Raw genomic sequence first — 19717 nt, 5'->3', positions numbered from 1 at the left:
AATTATAAAAAAAATGCCCGAATAAAAATTCGGGCATAACCAACCAAAATAAAAGTTCCATTAACTACCGTTAATATAAAAAACGATGTAATACTGATTGGGGACAGTCTTTGTGTAAAGATTGTATGAGAATAAAACCCCTATTTACTTACAATAGCAGTTTCATTATTTTCAGATTTTGATATTTCAAAATCTGAAAATAATACTTTACCTGCGAAAAAAATTAGTGTAATTAAAATTACTAAGCGTTTAATATTCTTCATGGTCAGTAGGTTTAATAGATTTGGTGCCTCTAACTTCGAAAATATTTTTTAGATACGCAAAAGAAAACGTAATAAAGTTGCTAAAAAACGTTACTAACTCACACTTAGTCGATTATTTGAAATCAAATATTGAAATATTGTAAGTTTTTATCTTTTTTTTGAAAAATTTATTTTGCTTTAATCAATAATTTTAAAACCTGTATATGCTTGTAAAACTTCAGGAATTACAATACCATCTTTTGTTTGATAATTTTCTAAAATACCTGCTAAAACTCGTGGTAAAGCTAAAGAACTACCATTTAGTGTATGTGCCAATTCGTTTTTACCTTCGCTATTTTTAAAACGTAATTTCAACCGGTTTGCTTGAAAGGTTTCAAAGTTAGACACTGAAGATATTTCCAACCAACGGTCTTGAGCGGTTGAGAACACTTCAAAATCATACGTTAAAGCCGAAGTGAAACCTAAATCGCCACCACAAAGTCTTAATATTCTATATGGTAACTTTAGTTCTTGCAAAATGGTTTTTACGTGTTCTACCATACCATCCAACGCTTCATAAGATTTTGTTGGATGCTCAACTCGTAAAATCTCCACTTTATCAAATTGGTGCAACCTGTTTAGCCCACGAACATGCGCCCCATAACTTCCAGCTTCACGTCTAAAACAGGGTGTGTAGCCTGTAATGCCTATTGGTAGATCGCTTTCGTTCAATACCACATCTCTAAAAATGTTGGTTCCAGGCACCTCAGCAGTTGGAATTAAATATAAGTTGTCTTCGGTGACATGATACATTTGCCCTTCTTTGTCTGGCAATTGTCCGGTTCCAAAACCCGATGCTTCATTTACCAAATGAGGCAATTGATATTCGGTATAACCCGCAGCGGTATTTTTATCTAAAAAATAAGCTATTAAAGCACGTTGTAACCGAGCGCCTTTGCCTTTGTAAACAGGAAATCCTGCTCCTGTTATTTTGTTTCCTAATTCAAAATCGATGATGTCGTATTTTTTTGCTAATTCCCAATGCGGCAAAGCACCTTCATGCAATACAGGAATATTGCCTTCTTTGTAAACTTCAAAGTTATCGGTATCAGAATTTCCGTTAGGCACGATCTCGTTAGGCACATTTGGAATTTTATAAAGCAATTGGTTTAATTCTTCTGCTTTATTATTAAGTGCTTCGCTTAATTCTTTTGAAACTTCTTTTAACTGACTTGTTTTTTCTTTTAAAAGATTGGCTTTTTGTGCTTCACCCGATTTGTATAAGTTCCCAATTTCTTTTGAAAGTGTGTTCGATTCTGCCAAGGTGTTATCCAACTCGGTTTGAATGCGTCTTCTTTCTTCATCTAAAGAAATAACGTTATGAATCATTTCAGTAGCATCTATGTTTCGTTTTGCTAATCGGGTTATTACCAAATCTTTGTTTTCTCTAATAAAAGGGACTTGTAACATGTCTTGAAAATTTAAGCGACAAATTTAATGAATTGCCACTATAATTTGATGTCTTTTGAAAGTAAAATCAAATTTATGGTTTTGAACGATTACGAGATGCTGAAACGAGTTCAGCATGACGTGAAAACCTAATTAAAATGCGATTTTATATAGGCTAAAGACACCTCTTTGTCTTTTAATAATTGGTTTTTTAAAGCCTCAACCGATTCGAATTTTTGCTCGTCGCGCAACCGGTGCAATAAATCTATTTGAATGGTTTTATTGTAAATATTTTTGTTGAAATTGAAAAAATGCACTTCAATGGTTTCTTCACGGCCTTCAACGGTAGGGTTAAAACCAATATTCATCATGCCATAAACAACCTGATTATTAATAACAGAACTCACGACATAAGATCCGTGTTTCGGTATTAATTTGTAATCTTCGGCTATTTGGATGTTTGCAGTAGGATAATCAATCTGTCTGCCCAAAGCTTTTCCTTTTACCACTTTTCCTGTTAGCATAAAAGGATAGCCCAAAAACGCGTTTGCCTTGGCAATATCTCCTTCTTCTAAAGCCTTTCTGATTTTAGTGGAGCTTACAGACACCTCATTAATGTCTTGTGCCGAAATTTCTTCAACCTCAAAACCGTACAAATCCCCAAACTTCCTTAAATCGTTAATATCGGCGTTCCTATTTCTCCCAAATCTATGGTCATAACCAATAATTACTTTTTTTGCATTTAGCTTGTCTACCAAAATTTTCTTAACAAAATCTTCCGCAGAAAGTCGGGAAAATGCCTTTGTAAACTTTTTAATAAGCAAGTAATCCAAACCTAAGGCGTCCAAAATAGCACCACGCTCGTTAATGGTATTTATTAACTTAATACCAGAATCCTTTTGTAACACCATACGCGGATGCGGAAAAAAAGTAAGGATGACAGATTTTAACTGGGTTTGTTTACCAATATTAATTAATCGCTTAATTATTTTTTGATGCCCAACATGAACCCCATCAAATGTGCCAATGGTAACTATAGTTGGTTCTACCGATTTGTATGCTTTTATATCTTTAATTTTGCTCATAACAAGCATTTAATTGCTACTTTAATTAAAAAAAATTAGATTTGCTAACAGTGTTAATAAAACCAGCTTCAAATATTTTTTATGAAATCGCCATTAACAAACGTTTTAAAAATCACCCGTAAATAAAAAGGCGATTGCTTCGCCAGTTCGCTATCGTTCGTGTCCATATGACCTTTAAAAAACAACAATATCTACTTATGAAAGCAAAACTACATTATGTTTTATCAATAGCAATGTTTTTGTTTATCTTTTCGGTGTCTTCCCAAAATTCTTCATGGGAAAAGGTTGAAACCATTAAAGATTCCAAGATAATTTCAAAATTCAATTTAAACAAAAACAATGTTCATGTTTTCAAGCTTCATAACAATTTGTTGCAAGAATCGCTATCTGGTGCTGTTTCAAGAAACTCAAAAACAAGACAAAAAGCAACCATAATCACCATGCCTGCTGAAAATGGCAAATTAGAAACTTTTAGAATTTACGAAGCCTCTGTTTTTGCTCCAGACTTAGCTGCAAAATACCCTGATATAAAATCATATGTGGGTATAAGCACCGATAATACTGGAACGCGGTTACGTATGAGCGTTTCGCCACAAGGGGTACAAACCATGATTTCTTACAGCAACAAACCTGCTGTTTTTATGGAACCCGCATCAAAAGGCTCTAAGGAGTACATTTTGTACCGGAGAACGGATAAAAACAAAACAAAAAACGTCTTTGAATGTAAAACCCTTGATGAGCTCAATGAAACGTTTAATAAAAATGGTTTAGCTTCAAAAATTGCCATTAATGAGGGAGGTGCTAACAACCAAACACTTCAAAAATTCAGAATAGCTATTTCTACAACTGCCGAATATACGGCGTATCATGATGATGGCATTTCTGGAAATGGTGATGCCGTTGCCGATGCTTTAGCAGCTATAAATGCAACTTTAAGCAGGGTTAACGAAATTTTTGAAACCGATATGGCAGTTACTTTTGAACTTGTTAATGCCCCACAATTAATATATACAGATGCTACAACCGACCCCTATTCTGATGCTAATGTAGGCGCTGATGAAGATAATTTTGATAACACAAATGGCTGGAGTCTTCAACTTCAAAATAACTTAACCAATACCATTGGAAATGCTGCTTACGATATTGGCCACTTATTTGGTGCCACCGGTGGCGGAGGTATTGCTGGGTGTATTGGTTGTGTATGTAATAATGACTCCGTTAGCGATTCAGACCATAATAAAGGAAGTGGATTTACCTCACCCTCAAATGGTATCCCAGAAGGCGATACCTTTGATATCGATTTTGTTGTTCATGAAATTGGGCATCAAATGGGCGCTAACCATACCTTTGCTTATGAAAATGAAGGTACCGGTGTGAATTCCGAACCAGGAAGTGGCAGTACAATTATGGCTTACGCGGGAATTACTGGTGAAGATGATGTGCAAAACAATAGCGACCCCTATTTTCATTATCAAAGCATTAAACAAATATTAAGTAATTTGGGTGGTAAAAGTTGCCAAACAACTGAAGTAATCACCAATAATCCGCCCATTGCAAATGCTGGAAACGATTATCACATTCCAGCTGGAACAGCCTATGTTTTAAAAGGTGCAGCTACCGATGCAGACGGTAGTGATAACTTAACGTATAGTTGGGAACAAATTGATAGCGGTCTCGTAAATTATTTAAATTTCGGGCCAACTTTAGCTTCTGGTTCAATGAATAGATCATTGCCTCCTTCAAACGCTTCTGATAGATACATCCCGAAATTAAGCAGTGTATTAGCTGGAAATACCATTCAAACCAATCCCTCTTTAGGAAGTGATTGGGAAACGGTTTCAACCGTTGGAAGAAACTTAAATTGGGCACTAACGGTAAGGGACAGAGCCCCAGCTAGTGTCAGTGGCGGACAAAGTAGTTTTGATACCATGGCAATAACCGTAGAAGATGTAACGCCATTTACTATTTCAAACCCTGTGTCTTGGAGTCAAGGCAGTAATGTAACTATAAATTGGGAGGTTGGGCAAACAGCCAATGCTACCATAAACTGCCAAAATGTAAATATCAAGCTCTCTACCGATGGTGGTTTAACGTTTCCAATAAACGTTGCATCAAACACACCTAACGATGGTGCCTTTTCATACACGGTGCCTTCAATTCCAGACACATCGCTAGCCAGACTATTAATTGAAGCTGCCGATAATATTTTTTACGATGTTTCAAATTTTAATTTTTCCATTTCATCAAACCCCGATTTTTTTATTGTTGAAGAAACTTTAGATCCCTTAGAGTGTGCCACCACTACAGCAACATTCCATTTTAATTATGTAACTGCTAATGGTTTTTCTGAAAATACTGTTTTTAGTGCATCGGGAAATCCAAGTGGTTCTTCTGTAACTTTTTCTCCAGCAAATTTAGATGCTTCTGGACCTGTTACCATGACCATTAGTGATTTATCTGGTGTTCCGCAAGGAGATTATCTAATTACGGTAACTGGCACTTCATCTTCAATAACTAAAAATAAAGTTTTAAATTTCCCTTTTTTCAATGGGCTTTGCGCCTCTATCGCAAATACTCAATACGAAACCAGCACTACTCTAGTTCAGTTTAATACCATCAATAACGCATCAGGAAAACCTTCTGGCTATAATAATTACACAAATATCACTACCTATGTTAATAGAAATAGCAGTTATCCTTTAACAGTACACGTAAATACCGATGGAGACTTTACAACAGGCACCAAGGTATGGATAGATTGGAACCAGAACTGTAGCTTTAATGACGCTGGGGAAGAATATAATTTAGGCACAGCTACCAATGTTACCAATGGTGCTACTTCAAACGTGCCACTTTCAATTACCATTCCTGTTGGAGCCATTTTAGGAAATACCACTATGAGAGTAAGTACAAAATTTGATGATGATGGTCCTCCTAGCGCTTGCGAAAATGGATTTGATGGTGAAGTTGAAGATTATACGCTAAACATCATGCCAACCATGGCTATTGAAGCATTTGGTTTCGAGAATTTTGTGGTGTTTCCTAACCCGAATAATGGCAAGTTTGTTATTCAATTAAATGGCTCATTGGAACGAGCGATTGATATTGCTGTTTTTGATATTAGAGGAAGGCATATTTATAAAAATACCTTCCCGAACGTTGGTGATTTTAGTCAGGAATTGCAGTTAAATAATGTACAATCTGGCATGTATTTATTAATTGTGAGTGATGGTGTTAGGAAATCTACTAAAAAGATTGTGGTAAAATAATATTTGAAGAAATAAAACCGCAAATTCATTTTAAATAATTTGATTGTCCGTTATTAATCATAATGAGCGGGTCTCCTCGAGCGCAGTCGAGAGGTTATTAACTTAACGATTTCAAAATTAGGTCTCGACTGCGCTCGACCAGACAACGATATTCTCTAAATGATTGATTACGGATATACAATTAAATAATCAATACGAATCAATAAGCTAATAATAAGTTATGTGAAACTGAAACAAGTTCAGTTTGACGAACGCATCCACTTTTACTTGCCATTAAAGGTATTCATGGTAATATTAATGCCTGCCAAGCCAAAGGATTTTATAAGCTCGATAGATTTATCTAAGCGTTCTTTAAGTTTTTCGTTTTCATCATCGGTCCATTCACCCAGCACATAGTCAACCTGTTGCCCTTTATTAAAGGCATCACTAATACCAAATCTAAAGCGGTTGTAGTTTGTGGTATTTAGCTTTGCTTGTATGTCTTTTAATCCGTTATGGCCACCATCGCTTCCTTTGGTTTTTACACGAATACTTCCGAAAGACAGGTTTAAATCATCGGTTATTACCAACAAATTTTCTAACGGAATATTTTCTTTAGTTAACCAATAGACCACTGCCTTTCCGCTTAAATTCATGTAGGTACTTGGTTTTAAAAAAATAAAGGTTCTTCCTTTTAACTTATAAGTGGCGGTGTCTCCCAGTTTTTTAGTTTCGAAAGTTATATTTTCTTGTGAAGCAAAATGGTCTAAAATTCTGAATCCTATATTATGACGGGTGTTGGCATACGCTTCGCCAATATTTCCTAGACCAACAATTAAAAACTTTTTCATGGTATCTTGTTCGTTTGGATGACTTTTCTTTTTAAATAACCTTAATAAAAATTTCCACATGATTTTGTTTTGTGTGCTAAAATTAAAACAAAAAAAATGAATTCGTTTAAACTTTTTTGATTGAAGCGGTATACTTTTTAAAACATGGGTAAAACAAAAAAAAGCATCCTGAAATATTCGGGATGCTTTTGGTATTTAATAAGAATATTATCTATTCTTGAGTTGCTTCTACTTCAGCTGCCGCTTCTGCCGCTGCCTCAGCTGCTGCTTCTTCTTCTTCATCATCAAATGCATCTACTGACGCTCTAGAACGTCTTACAAGACAAACTACTGTATTGTCTGGGTGCATGAATTTGTAAGCATCGTTCTGTAATGTAGTAATGTAAAGTTTGCTTCCAATTTTAAGCGGCGTAATATCTGCTTCGATAAAATCCGGTAAGTTAGCTGGCAATGCTTTAACACGTAAGCTACGTCTGTTTTTACGCAATACACCACCATTTTTAACACCACGAGAGTTTCCAACAAAACTGATTGGAATTTCCATAGTAATTTCTTTGTCTTCGAATAACTGATAAAAATCTATGTGTAAGATTTTGTCTGTTACTGGGTGAAATTGAATGTCTTGTAAAACAGCATTATATTTTTCACCATTTTCCAAAGCAATCACAACTGTATGCGCATTTGGAGTGTATACAAGTGATGAGAACGCTAATTCTTCTGCACTGAAATGAACTGGCTTATCTCCTCCGTATAATACGCAAGGAACCTGACCAGCATTACGTAAGGCTTTTGTTGCTTTTTTGCCCACGCTTTCTCTTTGAGATCCGTTGATTGTAATTGATTTCATTTTTAAAATATATAGTTAATAATTATTATTCTCTTTTTATGCGTGCCTTTTGAGCCTACATGATAAATTTTGAACTAATAGACTTGTTGTTGTGTACTTTTTCCATAACTTCAGCAAATAAATTGGCACAGCTTAAAACCCTGATTTTATCACTTAATGGTTTAATAGGTATGGAATCGGTTACTATCAATTCTTCTAAGTTTGAATTATTTAAATTCTCGTATGCCTTTCCAGATAATATAGGGTGAGTACAAATAGCTCTTACACTTAACGCACCACGTTCCATCATTAAATCGGCTGCTTTTGTTAGTGTTCCGGCTGTATCAACCATATCATCAACCAATACGACATTTTTACCAGTAACATCCCCTATTAATTCCATATGGGAAATGATATTGGCTTTAGCGCGCTGTTTATAACAAATTACCACATCGCATTCTAATGCTTTTGAATAGGCATAAGCTCTTTTGGAACCTCCCATATCTGGCGATGCAATGGTTAAATTATCTAAATTTAAACTTTGCAAATAAGGCAAGAAAATGGTTGATGCAAATAAATGATCGACGGGTTTTTCAAAAAATCCTTGTATTTGGTCTGCATGCAGATCCATGGTGATAATTCGAGTTGCACCTGCGGCTTCCAACATTTTAGCCACCAATTTAGCGGCTATTGGCACTCTTGGTTTATCTTTCCTGTCTTGTCTTGCCCATCCAAAATAAGGTAATACTGCGGTTATATGTCTTGCCGAAGCACGTTTGGCAGCATCAATCATCAACAACATTTCCATTAAATTCTCTGGTCCTGGATTGGTAGAACCAATGATGAAAATACGTGTCCCTCTAATAGATTCTTCGTATGAGGGTTGAAACTCACCATCGCTATAAGTAGAGGTAATCACATTGCCTAGTTCTGACCCAAAAGCTTTAGCAATTTTCTCTCCAAGCACCTTACTTTGAGTACATGCAAAAATTTTAGCTTCGGTAATCACAATTGGCATGGTTAACTTATTGTTTTATAGCGCAAAAGCGCGCCCTATTTTAAACGAGGTGCAAATTTATACATTTATTTTAACCTAAAAAGTATATTGCTCACTATTTTTATGAATATTATAGAAAAAATATATATTTTTGCAGTCCTATTTAAGCTCAAGTGGCGGAATTGGTAGACGCGCCGGATTCAAAATCCGGTTCTTCGGAGTGCGGGTTCGATTCCCGCCTTGAGTACAACAAAAATCCGTAATACAATTGATTATTAATTGTTTACGGATTTTTTATTTTATTGTTTGTACGATTTATGTACGGTTGAATTTTTTTTTCGGCTAAAAAACATGTATATACCCCAAAAGGTTTAAAAAAACAATCCTATAAGAATCCAGTGTGCTTAGAAGCGGTTTGTACCTCCTTTCCTTTGTAATGTCATTCTTCTTTAAGGTGACATTATAGAATCCCTTTAAGACAAGTTTTAATCCATTTGAGATAAGTTTTATCATCGACCTTTGTTAATGCTTTTTAGTTAGTAGTTGACTTTCGGTTGCGCCCAATCACCCCTTTTCTGAAATCCTCAAGATTGTGCGTAGCCGAAATTAACTAAGACAGAGTTCCATGTCTGATTAATCATGTCTATCCCAATAGCTGTAAACACATGAAACATTATTTTTTTACATTCTCAATTTTCTGTGCAACAGTGGCTTTAGCGCAAACCAAAGCATTTAAAATTTCGGGAACTTTAATCGCCGAAGTCGATAAAACACCTTTAGAAGCTGCTACTATCTATCTCGAACGTGTTAAGGACAGCTCATTGGTAACTTATACTATTTCAGACAAAAACGGAAATTTTTCTTTAGAAGGCAAAACAACAAACCCGAGTTTGAATCTTTATATCTCGTATGTTGGCTATCAAACCTATTATCAACCCATTCATTTGAATCAGGAAGCTATTCATTTAAGCACCATTAATCTAAAAACAGATCTGAATGCTTTAGAGGAAGTACTTATAACATCTAGGACTCCCGTTAGGATAAAAAAAGACACTTTAGAATTTAATGTCTCGTCCTTTAAAACTAAAAAAGATGCAAATATTGAAGATTTATTAAAGCAATTGCCAGGAGTAGAAGTTGATCCCAAAGGAAATATAACTATAAATGGCAAAACGGTGGATAAAATTTTGGTAAATGGAAAACCTTTTTTTGGCAATGACCCCACCATAACAACCAGAAATTTAAGCAAGGACATCATTGAGAGTGTCCAAATTACAAATACAAAAACCAAGGCTGAAGCTTTTGCCGGAGATGAAGGTAATAAAGACAAAAAGACTATTAATTTAACTATAAAGAACAAAAACAGTAACGGTATTTTTGGGCGAGTAGCCGCTGGATCAGGAACAAATAGGCGTTACATGTTTGCAGGAATGCTTAATCTTTTTGATGATGACCAGCGTATTAGCATGCTTGCGGGAGGAAATAATACAAATTCGCCTGGATTTGGTTTTAAAAGCGACCATGGAGGTGGAGAAGGCATCATAACATCTCAAAATTATGGCGCCAATTATGTTGACACCTTTGAGAAAAAGCTGGATATCTCTGCCAATTATTTTCATTCTGATAGCCGTTCAGAAAACGAGAAAACCGCTCAAAGAACATACACCCTTCCCAATTCGAAATATATCTCTAATTCCGGTTCAAACTTAGATAACGAAACTGATAATCATAGTGTTGATTTGGGTTTTAACATCAGCGTTGATTCTACACTTTTAATCAACATGAGTCCGTCATTTAAAACGACCAACACTAAAATAGAAACATCCAGTGATGAAACATCCAGAGACGATAAAAATACAGTAACTAATCAATCCAGCGCATCATCTTTTGCAGAAACTATGGATGAAAACTTTAGAAACAATTTAGATGTAACGAAACTATTTGGTAATAATGGCGCCTATTTAAAACTTCATGTCTCAAATGAATACAATACCACAGAAACTGATGATTACCTGACTTCGGAAACGACTATTTTTGGGGCAAATCCCGAAACTATTAGTAGAAACCAATTGACACAGGGAGCCCTCAAAAAAAAAGGCTTCTATACTAACATAGCATATCGGCTTCCTTTAAAAGCCAAGGAATTGTTTTTAGACTTTAAATTTAGTTATAGAAATGATATCCAGAAAAACACCAAAAGCACTTACAGTTTTGATACCAACACACAGGATTTCACCTTATTTAATGCAGATTTAAGTACAGATTTTGAATATATGAACAAAAGAAGTACCCCAGGGCTAAAGCTAACGTATACAAAAGAAATGTGGTCTATTAATTTGGAATCGGGCTATGTATTTAGTACCCTAAATAATATCGATTTTTTAAGACCCCACTTAAGTTTAATACACTCTTTTAAAGCTTTGGAACTAAAATTGGGGTCTTATTATCAATTTAACCCAAAATCATCGATGTCCTTCGGTTATAGTTTAAATAATACACCCCCACAATTATCACAATTACAACCATTTCAGGATATATCGGATCCCTTAAACACGATAACAGGCAACCCTAACTTAGAACCTACAAACACCCACAATTTTTCTTTCCTATATAATGCATTCGATTTTCAAAAGCAAACAAATTTCATTAGCCATGTAGTAGCCGATTTTAGGAACAATCAGATTGTTCCTAAAACTACAATTAATGAAAACTTTATACGACATACAACCTATGCAAATGTAGATGGCGGTTATGATATAGGTGCCAGCGGCAGTTATAGTAAGTTAGTGAAAATAGACAGCTTAAAGACACTTAAATATCTAGTAAGCCTATATATGGGCATCAATAAATTTATTAACTTTAATAATGGCGTGCAATATGTTTCAAACAATAACTTTCTAATACCATATGCCGGCCTTAACTTTACGTGGAAGGATGTCATGACGCTTATGCCAAATTACAGGGTCTCATTTAACAGAACCACATTTGATTTAGACGATTTTAAAGATCAGCAATTTATTGATCATTCGATAGGACTTCAACTAACAACATACGTTCCTAAAAAATTTGAATGGCAACATGATATTAGCTTTAATTATAACCCAAACATAACGCTGGGTTTTCAAAAAAGTGCCTGGTTTTGGAACACATCCTTGATGTATACAATGCTTAAAGATCAAGGAACTTTAACTTTTAAGATTTATGATTTATTAAACCAAAATACGAACGCAAAACGTATGGCTACAGAAAATTATATCCAAGATCTACAAAGCACTGTCCTGAAACAGTACTTTATGTTAAGTTTTAGTTGGAAACTTAATAGTTACTAAAGTCAAACTAAATCACTATGATTTTAAACGAGTTTATAGGTTTGATTGCAAAGTGAATGTCTGTTTTGCCACGAATACACGAGTATTTTAATAAAATCCCATTTAGTACATGACAAAAATCTAAATATATTCAGATGTCAGTCTGAGACCTTTGTTAAGTTTTTTAACTAGCGAATGTGATGACGTAGTTTTACAAGTTCAACAATAAGCCACAATGCAAGAGAACTTGGCATATCAATTAGCTATAAAACAGCGGTTTATAGAATACATCAATGGTAGCGCAGTCGAAGGCATTGGAAATACTGTTTTTAGAACCGGAAAACCACAAAAAGCTTCAATAAATCCCTCTTAGACAAGTTTTAATCCGTTAGAGATAAGTTTTCTTAGCTTTATTTGTTATATAAAGCAACCCCAGGCAAAAAAAAGCTAATGATACAACACTTACTTACACATAAAAAAACCAACAAAAAATTCGTAGTGTTTGAAGATAGGGATTTTGAAATGAAAAACCCCATTGAACAATATGGAAATAAAATCATCACAAAACAAATGATTTTAAATGGCATTCCTAAAGAAGAGATAACGGGTGTAAAGGAATTTACGGCCAGGAGCAAGGAAATATTTAGAAATGCTTTTAATGATTGGTTAAAGCTAAAAGAAGAATTCCAAGCCATAAAAATTCCGGAAAACTTAATTCAGCTTTTAAAAACCGATAGTAAAGAAGATCAAGAAAAGTTACTCAAAAAATTAGCAGTAACCCCGGAAGTGCTCACAGCCTTTATTTTTATGGCGTACCATAAATTCGGATACACATTGAGTCAACATACCTTTAGATTTCCCAAAAGATTTTTTGAAACAACCAAAATATTACATATTAAAATTATTGATAGTGGAGCGCACTGGCATTGCTTTTTTACAATCTTTAATAGTTTGGGAGAAGAAAAAACCGCTTCAGACGACAAAGAAGAATATCTTTATTATATGTCTTTCACCTTTGGTATTGATAGAACGGAAATCGTTAACCAAATAAAATCGAATGGGTTCGAATTAAAGTTAAGCCATCTACCATATATCACATTAAAACATTATGAGCATTCGTACCAGATGTTTTAAAGACAGGAACCTTCGTAAACAATCCCCAATATTTGTAGCTAATCCACGAACTCGTTTAAACTTTTTTGATTGAAGCGAAAAAATAGGAATTTTTGAACCAGATATAGTTTTTGCCGAAAATACCAAGCTAAAACCATCTCGGCTTCGGTTTTTTTCTGTAAAACCGAAGCCCACACCTCCTTTAAAAGGAGGAGAATTTTAAAGGCAGGAAACATCATGGTGATACCCGCATTGAGATCAATACGACAAACAACTCCTTCCCTTAAAAAAGGGAAGGTGGATTTAAATCCGATAGGATTTGAAGACGGAAGGGCAAAACCATTCTAAAAGCTAAAACCACCTCGTCTCCGGTTTCTTTCTGCGAAACCGAATCCACTCCTCCTTTAAAAGGAGGAGAATTTAAAAGGCAGTGAAATATTATCATTATTCCTATATTGAAATTAAAGTAACAAACAACTCCTTCCCTTTTTTAAGGGAAGGTGGATTCAAATCCGATAGGATTTGAAGACGGAAGGGTAAAACCATTTTAAAGGCAGGAAATATTATAATTAACCCAATATTGAATTAACAAAACAGGGACTTATCCCTCAGCTTCACACAATTAATCCCTCTCAGACAAGTTTTTTTACACCAGAGACAAGTTCTATCCCTCTGAGACAAGTTTTTATCCGTTAGAAATAAGTTTTCTTAGACATCTTTGTACTGTTGATGAACAAATAATCATAAATAGCATGAAAATTCATAGTAAATATAGAAACATTTTATTGGAAATTATCTGTTTCCTGTTTATACTGTTGTTTGTATATGCAGCGATGAGCAAACTATTGGTCTTTGACCAATTTAAGATCCAAGTAGGGCAATCTGCCATGTTAACGCCCATTGTAGATATCATAGCCTGGGGAATCCCTTTCCTTGAATTTGTCATCGCATTGATGCTTATCATCCCGCGATTTAAACGCTTGGGGCTTTATGCCGCCTTTACCCTTATGGTCATGTTCACAACCTATATCTTTATCATTTTGAATTTTAGCAATGATATTCCCTGTTCCTGTGGGGGCGTTCTCGAGAAATTGGGATGGACTGAGCATTTAATATTTAACATTGCCTTTGTTTTTCTTGCCTTTACGGGCATCCTACTAATGAGTAATGACAAAATGAACAATGACAATAAGAACACCTCCAAAAACTATTTATACGATATATACGCATGATACGTAAAAAAACCTATACCGTTCTTTTAATCTGTACCATAGGCAGTATGAGCCTTGTTGTATTGATGTTTATCTTAACAAAAAAAGAGATACAGCGAGACATGAGTTTTAAACGTGGATTTCTTCATGATGCCCCAAAAAAAATTCATGAATTGGATCTGGAATACAATAACTATTATATCGCCGGAGCGGCCGATGGACAAATCTATCTGGGAAACCCTCAATCGCCCTTATACCTTACGGTACTGGACACGGCACTTCAAAGCAAAGAAGTGATTCATTTAACTATGGATCAGGATAGTTTGCCGTTACGTTCCCCACAGCTCCGGGTGACTCCCCCTTACTTCTTCTTGATGGACGGTACCGTTCCGTATGTCCTTAGGGGGCGCACCAAGGACTGGAAAGCACACTCCATATTAAAAAACCCGCTTTATTTCTCTAATGCCCAGCCTATGGACTCGGTTACCTTAGCGATACGAGCCATAAGTAACAAGACCAAAGAGCTTGTGCTTGGTACCATAAGCCTTATGGATACAGCAAAGGCCAACCTCTCTTACAAGCTCTTGGAAAAACAAGTGGATGGCATTTTTGATACTGATGGCACCCTTCAGTACAACCAGCAGTTACGACGATTGATATATACCTACCGCTACCGCAACCAATATATTGTAGCCAATGACAGCCTCCAATTGCAATTATTGGGAAACACCTTGGATACCATAAGCCAGGCCCAAATACAAGTGGGCACCATCGCCTCTAAAAACCAACGGAAACTGGCAGCACCTGCCCTTACGGTGAATAACTACAGTGCGACCTCTGGAAACTACCTATTTGTAAACTCCAAGCGTTTAGGAAAAACAGAGTCTTTGTTTTTATGGGAACAATCATCCGTTATTGATGTCTATGACCTTACGGAAAACAGCTATCAATTTAGCTTTTATGTAGCCGATATAGAAACGCAAAAACTAACAACATTTCAAGTACTCAATGATAAATTCATAGGACTCATCGGTAACCATATCGTTACCTACCAACTAGGGGATCGTTTTAAGGAACCGCAGCAGCCTCCAGCCACAACGGCTCTAAATTCAAAAAAACAAGTATCGGAATACCGATAAACAATACTGCAGTCAGGGCTAAGACCGAAAACCTGTAAAAAAGAGTAGGTCACTAATAATTTAATTTTAAATACTTTTATTATGAAATCAAAAATTTTTAAAATCGTTTTACCAGCGTTTGCTCTGGTGTTTGCCATTACCGCATCGCTTGCTTTTACACCTGCCGAAAATGGTAAGGCAGAGGATGCTCCAGTTAATAAAGGATGGTACCAAAATCCTGATGCAAACAACTGCGTACAAATCATGCCGATTCAATGTCAAACTGATATAGCTCCGCAGATTTGTACTACTATTGTATTTGGTGTAGAGCGTCAATTGTTTTATACAGCAACTGGCGACATTACGACCCCATGTAATATTACTTTGTATAAAAGACCAAATGGAAATGGACAATAATCGCTATACGAGATTATTGCAGCATTTCAATGATTAGAGAAAGAAGCCGTCTCACAACTTGAGACGGTTTTTTATTTCAAAAAAATTGAGATATTTTGTATAGTTATATTTAATTTATAAACGTCTACAAACGTAAGTTCGACGTCATGTAATCTGATATTCAGATGTTTAAATAGTTAAATAAAAATAAAAAAAACCGATATCATTACAAAACCATAGTTCAGGTTGACAAACATACTCTGTAACTTTTAACTGTTTAACCGTATAATCGTTGAATCGTATATCACAAGCTTCATTGGCACATCAAACTTTGAACTTTGAACTTCTAATATTGCATATCTAACATCTAACTTAGTCAAAATTTATATTGAACTCAGGTTGTTAGAATATGGCGTTTACAAATTCCAATTGTTTGCCCTTACCAAAAGGCTATATTGATTGACTTCTGTGTATGTCTATTATCTTTTCCTACTTAGAAATTAAAAGTTAAATCTCAACAGTACCTGATGAACTGCCAACGGTTTGAAACAAAACATTCTTTCCAGAAAATTCATCTACGATTTGGATACGCGCCGTGCCGCTTTTATTTAATCAAAAGACCTGTCAGGGTTTTAAACCCTGACAGGTCTTTGCCTCTAAGCCAAAATAGCAATTGAACTTAGACCAAAACCACCTCGTCTCCTTTTAAAGGAGGAGAGTTTTAAAGGTAGCAAAATACCATGGTTATACCCATATCGAAATCAAAACGACAAACCACTTCTTCCCTTTTTTAAGGGAAGGTGGATTTAAATCCGATAAGATTTAAAGACGGAAGGGTAAAACATTTTGAAAGCTAAAACCACCTCGTCTCCGGTTTTTTTCAGTGAAACCGAATCCACGCCTCCTTTTAAAGGAGGAGAATTTTAAAGGCAGGAAATATTGTGGTTATATACTGGGGCTTCCCTCGACAAGCTGGCTCCTACATAAAACATCGACTGGCTATTTTTTTAACGCTTGGTCCGGCTTACAAACAATTTCATAGGTATCAGCTCCTTTTAGGATGGTTTTGGCGATTTCCTGAATGTCCTTTTTGGAAATGCCATTGATGATGTTCTCAAAGTTTTTGGGATCGTGCCTGTTATAACCCTCCAAAATATAATCGGTGAGCAGACGCATATATTCACTATTGTTGTCTTTGGCTTCTTTCCGTTCTTTGAGATAATTGGTCAATGTCTTATCCAAATCACTTTGATCGATATCGCCTTCTGCCAATTTATGGATTTCGTTATGTACTATTTTGATAAGCCCTTCCTCTTTTTCTGGGTTAGCATCAAATGCTATCGAAATCGTGGCTTGTTTTCGTGGTTCTTTTAATAATTGTGCATTGACACTAGCTCCATAGGTACCTCCTTCCTGCTCCCTGAGGGTTTCGGTATAGCGTAATTGCAGGAGGTCGCCCAAGGTTCTTACAAGCCATTCATTTTTAAGGCTATAATCCAAGTTATTTCTATAGCCAATACTAACGGTACTTTTAGGGTCTTCCATCTCCAAAAAGACATCTTTATCTATATGCTTCCGCACCCAATCTGGGGTATTGTCCATCCATTGTTCTTTGCCCTTTTCGGTAGGCAGACTGGCGATATAGGATTTCAATAAAGGCCGGATGCTGTCTATTGGGACATCACCGACTATAAAAAATTGGAAATCTGCGGGGTTTGCAAAACGCTCTTTATACAATTTCTTGATGGTTTCGAAATCAATCTCCTTGGCATAGTCCTGATCGAACAAGCGGCGTTGGGGGTTATCATAACCATACAGAGCTACCGTAACACTATCGCTAATCTTGGCATTGATATCTTTACTTCTACGCATGATATAATTGTTGACATTGCCCATCAGTACCTTAAAGGCGGCTTCATCAAATCGGGGTTTTACAAAATGAAGATAAACCATTTGCAGGAGGGCTTCCACATCCTTGCTTGTCGAGTTGCCGTTAATACCTTCCGTAATATTATTGATGTATATGGTCGTATTTGCCGATTTGCCAGCCAGAACTTTTGTGAGGTCGGTAGCGGAATAATCGCCCAAGCCTGAAAAGTCAACGGTATTTTTAACCATACTGGCCGATGGTAGGTCATCATCCTTAACCAATGACAGTCCGCCATCACTAACGGCTTTGAACTGGACATCGTTTTTGTTTTTATTGGAGAACTTATAATGTACCTTGACCCCATTACTTAGCGTAAAGGTCGTGGCATTTAGTTTTTGGGACGTATATTCGAAATTGATCTCTCCTGGTGTTATGCTGTTATCTGAAAGGAGGGTCTTTCCAGCAAATCCATCGGTATATGGGGCAAGGGTGCCATCGTTCTCAATTTCCATTAGGATTGCCTCGGCTTCTTTTTTAGTGAGATTGTTTTGACCCTTTACTCCTGTTACCAACAGGTAGCGGTTATTTTGTGTATATAAATTGCTTATCGCCCGGTGCACGTCTTCTGCCTTTAACCCTTTGAAGATGGATTTTACAACTTCGTATTCCTGTTCCACATCGGTCATGGTAGCATGTTCCAAATAATTATTTTTGATGGTTTGGATGAGCTGGCGATGGGACTGTTCGTCCTTTTTAGAAATAGACTTTTCATAAGAGGTCTCGAACTGATGGATGGTTCGATTCAATTCTTCAGGTGTAAATCCAAATTTGACGGCTCGGTACACTTCGGTCATGGCTATTTTATAGGCTTCTTGTTGCTCATTGGGCTTTGGGTATATTTGACAGGTGAAGGACTTGGTCGTTCTCGAATGGTCGCCAAAGCCAATGTGTGCCCCAAGAAAGGGTGCCTCGGGTTTCTGGCTTATTTCCTTTAACCTTGCTGAAAGCATGGTCGTGACCATAGCGTTGAGCAGGTCGGTCTTTAGATCGGCGACCGTTTCTTCCCGTAACCTTTTGGGATGGCGGATGCCAAAGGTAATCTGTGCCGTAGAAACTTCTTCATCCAGGGCCATAACATATAAAAGTACCTCGTTATCACGAATTTGGGTGTTGATACGTTGCTTTGGATGTTTGATTGGGGGAATGTCGGAAAACCGTTCTTTTATCTTTGCTTCCATACCATCCAAATTGATATCGCCTACCACTGCTATGGCCTGTAGGTCGGTACGGTACCAGTCATGGTAAAAGTCGCGTAGTGCCTTATATTCAAAATTATCAATGACTTCCATTTTCCCTATCGGGAGTCGATTGGCGTAGATGGTGTTGTTGAACATTGTGGGCAATTGTTGTTGTAATATACGCATGTTACCGTTTTGGCGGGTGCGCCATTCTTCTTTTATGACGCCACGTTCGGCATCGATCTCGGCATCGGTTAACAACAGATTGTTGGCCCAGTCTTTTAATATCAACAAACCCGTATCGATCATATCGGGCGTTGTGGGCATGTTGTCGATGTTATAAACGGTTTCGTCAAAAGAGGTATAGGCATTGATGTCCTTACCGAACACCAGGCCTTTTTCCTGAAGGGTATTCAAAATGCCCTTGCCTTCAAAATGTTTGGTACCATTCAATGCCATGTGCTCCAGAAAGTGTGCCAAGCCCTGTTGGTCATCGTTTTCAAGCACAGAGCCCACATTTTGGATGATGTAATAGCTGGCGACGTTTTTGACCAAGGTTGATTTTGCGATGTAATAGGTCATCCCGTTTTCCAGCACGCCCTTTCGAATGTTGGTGGTTTGGGGCAAGAGGTCATTTTTATGGATCGTTTGCGCCGAAAGGACGGTACAGAACATAAAGCTTAATATAATCACTACATTTTTCATGGGTTCATTTTTATTGCCTGCACTGCCGGCTGGAGGAACATCCAAATAATCATTTTTCTG

The 19717-nt window shown here is 36.5% G+C and carries 14 protein-coding genes and 1 tRNA gene; 8 read left to right on the top strand and 7 right to left on the bottom strand.

The features are described 5' to 3' along the window. Window positions 1–140 precede the first annotated feature (140 nt). The 3 genes from CJ739_RS20705 to CJ739_RS08790 form a co-directional block, all read right to left on the bottom strand. Window positions 141–263, bottom strand: a complete 123-nt coding sequence (locus CJ739_RS20705) for a hypothetical protein (protein ID WP_257791458.1) — start codon at window positions 261–263, stop codon at window positions 141–143. A gap of 177 nt (window positions 264–440) precedes the next feature. Further along, window positions 441–1712, bottom strand: coding sequence for a serine--tRNA ligase (gene serS / locus CJ739_RS08795; protein ID WP_117174421.1), 1272 nt, complete (start codon window positions 1710–1712; stop codon window positions 441–443). A gap of 128 nt (window positions 1713–1840) precedes the next feature. Further along, on the bottom strand, window positions 1841–2776 hold the full coding sequence (locus tag CJ739_RS08790) for a bifunctional riboflavin kinase/FAD synthetase (protein ID WP_117178861.1): 936 nt from the start codon (window positions 2774–2776) through the stop codon (window positions 1841–1843). Between the two features lie 197 nt (window positions 2777–2973). Between CJ739_RS08790 and CJ739_RS08785 the strand changes: the two genes are divergently transcribed. Beyond that, complete coding sequence (locus CJ739_RS08785) at window positions 2974–6045, top strand: zinc-dependent metalloprotease (protein WP_162880178.1); 3072 nt, start codon at window positions 2974–2976, stop codon at window positions 6043–6045. A 263-nt stretch (window positions 6046–6308) separates the two neighbouring features. Here the strand turns inward: CJ739_RS08785 and pth are convergent, their stop codons facing one another. From pth to CJ739_RS08770, 3 genes are all read right to left on the bottom strand, one after another. Further along, complete coding sequence (pth, locus tag CJ739_RS08780; RefSeq protein ID WP_117174417.1) at window positions 6309–6935, bottom strand: aminoacyl-tRNA hydrolase; 627 nt, start codon at window positions 6933–6935, stop codon at window positions 6309–6311. 151 nt (window positions 6936–7086) lie between these two features. Continuing rightward, complete coding sequence (locus CJ739_RS08775; RefSeq protein ID WP_117174415.1) at window positions 7087–7722, bottom strand: 50S ribosomal protein L25/general stress protein Ctc; 636 nt, start codon at window positions 7720–7722, stop codon at window positions 7087–7089. Window positions 7723–7777: 55 nt separating this feature from the next. After that, the gene (locus CJ739_RS08770) at window positions 7778–8719 is read right to left on the bottom strand and encodes a ribose-phosphate pyrophosphokinase (protein WP_117174413.1); all 942 of its coding nucleotides are present in this window, start codon (window positions 8717–8719) and stop codon (window positions 7778–7780) included. A 146-nt stretch (window positions 8720–8865) separates the two neighbouring features. Between CJ739_RS08770 and CJ739_RS08765 the strand changes: the two genes are divergently transcribed. The 7 genes from CJ739_RS08765 (at window position 8866) to CJ739_RS08735 (ending at window position 15865) form a co-directional block, all read left to right on the top strand. Then, window positions 8866–8945: transfer RNA gene (locus CJ739_RS08765), tRNA-Leu, on the top strand. Between the two features lie 418 nt (window positions 8946–9363). Beyond that, on the top strand, window positions 9364–12027 hold the full coding sequence (locus CJ739_RS08760; RefSeq protein ID WP_117174411.1) for an outer membrane beta-barrel protein: 2664 nt from the start codon (window positions 9364–9366) through the stop codon (window positions 12025–12027). Between the two features lie 214 nt (window positions 12028–12241). Next, a complete protein-coding gene (locus tag CJ739_RS20330) occupies window positions 12242–12379 on the top strand; it encodes a hypothetical protein (RefSeq protein WP_162880177.1) in 138 nt (45 codons plus the stop codon). Between the two features lie 77 nt (window positions 12380–12456). Further along, window positions 12457–13140 carry a hypothetical protein gene (locus CJ739_RS08755; RefSeq protein WP_162880176.1) on the top strand — a complete coding sequence of 228 codons (684 nt, stop codon included), beginning with the start codon at window positions 12457–12459 and terminating at the stop codon, window positions 13138–13140. Between the two features lie 731 nt (window positions 13141–13871). Next, the gene (locus CJ739_RS08745; RefSeq protein WP_236951639.1) at window positions 13872–14351 is read left to right on the top strand and encodes a MauE/DoxX family redox-associated membrane protein; all 480 of its coding nucleotides are present in this window, start codon (window positions 13872–13874) and stop codon (window positions 14349–14351) included. Further along, window positions 14348–15469: a hypothetical protein gene (locus CJ739_RS08740; RefSeq protein WP_117174403.1), complete on the top strand. Its 1122-nt coding sequence runs from the start codon at window positions 14348–14350 to the stop codon at window positions 15467–15469. Before CJ739_RS08745 ends, CJ739_RS08740 begins: the two co-directional genes overlap by 4 nt. Before the next feature lie 81 nt (window positions 15470–15550). Beyond that, complete coding sequence (locus CJ739_RS08735; protein WP_117174401.1) at window positions 15551–15865, top strand: DUF6520 family protein; 315 nt, start codon at window positions 15551–15553, stop codon at window positions 15863–15865. A gap of 978 nt (window positions 15866–16843) precedes the next feature. Here the strand turns inward: CJ739_RS08735 and CJ739_RS08730 are convergent. After that, a complete protein-coding gene (locus CJ739_RS08730) occupies window positions 16844–19627 on the bottom strand; it encodes a M16 family metallopeptidase (RefSeq protein WP_236951638.1) in 2784 nt (927 codons plus the stop codon). Between the last annotated feature and the right edge of the window lie 90 nt (window positions 19628–19717).

It is taken from the genome of Mariniflexile sp. TRM1-10 (assembly GCF_003425985.1).
Taxonomy (GTDB): Bacteria; Bacteroidota; Bacteroidia; order Flavobacteriales; family Flavobacteriaceae; genus Mariniflexile.
Note: the sequence above shows the minus strand (reverse complement) of the source record. Positions and strands in the feature narration are given on the sequence as shown.

Excerpts from the sequence above, each read along its gene's own strand:
- CJ739_RS20705 (WP_257791458.1), bottom strand. The coding sequence starts at position 263 with ATGAAGAATATTAAACGCTTAGTAATTTTAATTACACTAATTTTTTTC.
- serS (WP_117174421.1), bottom strand. The coding sequence starts at position 1,712 with ATGTTACAAGTCCCTTTTATTAGAGAAAACAAAGATTTGGTAATAACC.
- CJ739_RS08790 (WP_117178861.1), bottom strand. The coding sequence starts at position 2,776 with ATGAGCAAAATTAAAGATATAAAAGCATACAAATCGGTAGAACCAACT.
- CJ739_RS08785 (WP_162880178.1), top strand. The coding sequence starts at position 2,974 with ATGAAAGCAAAACTACATTATGTTTTATCAATAGCAATGTTTTTGTTT.
- pth (WP_117174417.1), bottom strand. The coding sequence starts at position 6,935 with ATGTGGAAATTTTTATTAAGGTTATTTAAAAAGAAAAGTCATCCAAAC.
- CJ739_RS08775 (WP_117174415.1), bottom strand. The coding sequence starts at position 7,722 with ATGAAATCAATTACAATCAACGGATCTCAAAGAGAAAGCGTGGGCAAA.
- CJ739_RS08770 (WP_117174413.1), bottom strand. The coding sequence starts at position 8,719 with ATGCCAATTGTGATTACCGAAGCTAAAATTTTTGCATGTACTCAAAGT.
- CJ739_RS08760 (WP_117174411.1), top strand. The coding sequence starts at position 9,364 with ATGAAACATTATTTTTTTACATTCTCAATTTTCTGTGCAACAGTGGCT.
- CJ739_RS20330 (WP_162880177.1), top strand. The coding sequence starts at position 12,242 with ATGCAAGAGAACTTGGCATATCAATTAGCTATAAAACAGCGGTTTATA.
- CJ739_RS08755 (WP_162880176.1), top strand. The coding sequence starts at position 12,457 with ATGATACAACACTTACTTACACATAAAAAAACCAACAAAAAATTCGTA.
- CJ739_RS08745 (WP_236951639.1), top strand. The coding sequence starts at position 13,872 with ATGAAAATTCATAGTAAATATAGAAACATTTTATTGGAAATTATCTGT.
- CJ739_RS08740 (WP_117174403.1), top strand. The coding sequence starts at position 14,348 with ATGATACGTAAAAAAACCTATACCGTTCTTTTAATCTGTACCATAGGC.
- CJ739_RS08735 (WP_117174401.1), top strand. The coding sequence starts at position 15,551 with ATGAAATCAAAAATTTTTAAAATCGTTTTACCAGCGTTTGCTCTGGTG.
- CJ739_RS08730 (WP_236951638.1), bottom strand. The coding sequence starts at position 19,627 with ATGTTCTGTACCGTCCTTTCGGCGCAAACGATCCATAAAAATGACCTC.